This is a genomic window from Saccharomonospora iraqiensis subsp. iraqiensis (assembly GCF_000430445.1).
Taxonomy (GTDB): Bacteria; Actinomycetota; Actinomycetes; order Mycobacteriales; family Pseudonocardiaceae; genus Saccharomonospora; species Saccharomonospora iraqiensis.
Genome location: NZ_KE387101.1, coordinates 2927 through 5012 on the forward strand (window position 1 = coordinate 2927; position 2086 = coordinate 5012).

General features: G+C 71.4%; 1 protein-coding gene. It reads right to left on the reverse strand.

The genetic code is table 11. The features are described from left to right. Positions 1–1974: APC family permease (locus tag ACTIR_RS0114380; RefSeq protein ID WP_026454818.1), on the reverse strand; the 1974-nt coding region annotated here is incomplete at its 3' end. Between the last annotated feature and the right edge of the window lie 112 nt (positions 1975–2086).

The following is a 2086-nucleotide window of genomic DNA, read 5'->3' on the forward strand; positions in this document are numbered from 1 at the left end:
GTCGCCGGCGACGGGGCGGCGACGGCGGCGCTCGGCGCGGCGCGACCGCCGCCGGGACGACTCCAGCTGCCACGGCACGCTGGTGACCATCACGCGCGGCTGGAACAGCAGCCTGCCCTTGAGCCGCAGCGCCGTCTGGTTGTGCAGCAACTGCTCCCACCAGCGTCCCACGACGTACTCGGGGATGAACACGGTGACCACGTCCCGGGGCCGGTCACCGCGCACCCGCCGCACGTAGTCCAGCACGGGCCGGGTCACCTCCCGGTAGGGCGACTCCACGACCTTCAGCGGGATCGAGATCCCGCGCCGGTTCCACTGCCGTTGGAGCGCGCGCGTCTCGGTGTCGTCGACGTTGACGGTCACGGCCTCCAGCACGTCGGGGCGGGTCGCCTTGGCGTACGTGAGCGCCCGCAGGGCCGGGCGGTGGAGCTGGGAGACCAACACGATCGCGTGGTTGCGGGCCGGGAGCGTCACCTCCTGCTCCGTCTCGGCGAGCTCCTCGGCCACCCGGTCGTAGTGCTTCCGGATGGTGCGCATCAGCAGGTAGATCACCGCCATCGCCACCAGCGAGATCCACGCCCCGGCCAGGAACTTGGTCACCAGGATGACCACCAGCACCGAGGCCGTGGTGACCAGCCCGATCGTGTTGACCACCTGCGCCCGGCGCATCTGCCGCCGGGCGTGCGGATCGGTCTGTTCGGCCAGCGCCCGGTTCCAGTGCCGGATCATGCCGCTCTGGCTGAGCACGAACGCGACGAACACGCCGACGATGTAGAGCTGGATCAGGTCGGTGACCTCGGCCTCGAACCCGATCACCAGGACGACGGCGAGCCCGGCCAGCAGCAGGATGCCGTTGCTGAACGTGAGCCGGTCGCCACGGGTGTGCAGCTGGCGCGGCAGAAACCGGTCCTGTGCCAGCGTCGAGCCGAGCACCGGGAACCCGTTGAACGCCGTGTTCGCCGCGAGCACGAGCACCAGACCGGTGATGACGATCACGTACCACACGGCGGGCGCGAAACCGCTGAACACCGCCCCGGCGAGCTGGGCGACCAGGGTCTTCTGCTCGTACCCCTCCGGCGCGCCGACCAGCTGGGTCTCCGGGTCCTCGGCCACCACCACGCCGGTCACCTCGGCGAGGAACAACAACCCGAGAAACATGGTGACCGCCAGCGCACCCATCCACAGCAGCGTGGTCGCGGCGTTGCGGCCGCGCGGCCTGCGGAAGGCGGGCACCCCGTTCGCGATGGCCTGCACCCCGGTGAGCGCGACACTGCCCGAGGAGAACGCGCGCAGGATCACGAAGACCAGCCCGAGCCCGGCCACCGCGCCGGTCTCGGCGGCCAGTTCGAGGTCCGCGCTCTCGGCGCGCAGCTCGTCGCCGAACACGACGGTGCGTACCGCGCCCCAGACGATCATCCCGAGGATCCCGGCCACGAACGCGTACACCGGGATCGCCAGCAGTGTGCCGCTCTCCCGGACCCCGCGCAGGTTCATCGCGGCCAGCAGCACGATGGCGAGGACGGCGAACTCGACCTTGTGCTCGGCGACGAACGGCACGGCCGACCCGATGTTCGCCGTCGCCGACGAGATGGACACCGCGACCGTCAGGATGTAGTCGACGGTCAGCGCCGCCCCAACGGCCAGGCCGAGCCGGGGCCCGTGGTTGACCGTCGCCACCGTGTAGTCACCACCGCCCGCGGTGTAGGCGCGCACGTTCTGCCGGTAGGACGCCACCACGATCAGCAGCACGAAGGCGACCACGCCGCCGACCCACGGGCTGTACACGTAGGCTCCCGCTCCCGCGAGCGAGAGCATCAGCAGGATCTCCTCCGGGGCGTAGGCCATGCTCGACAGCGGGTCGGAGGAGAACACCGGCAGCGCGACCCGCTTGGGCAACAGGGTGCGCGGCAGCCGGTCGCTGCGAAACGGCCTGCCCAACAGGATCCGCTTCGTGGCGGTAGCGAACTTGGACACGGCTGGAGCGTAGTTCGCCCCGGTCCGGACGAGGCCGGGCCGGGGTGGCCCCGCCGCCCCGGACACCGACCGGGACACGGCCCACGCCGGCCGGGGCCGACGGGACCGTGCC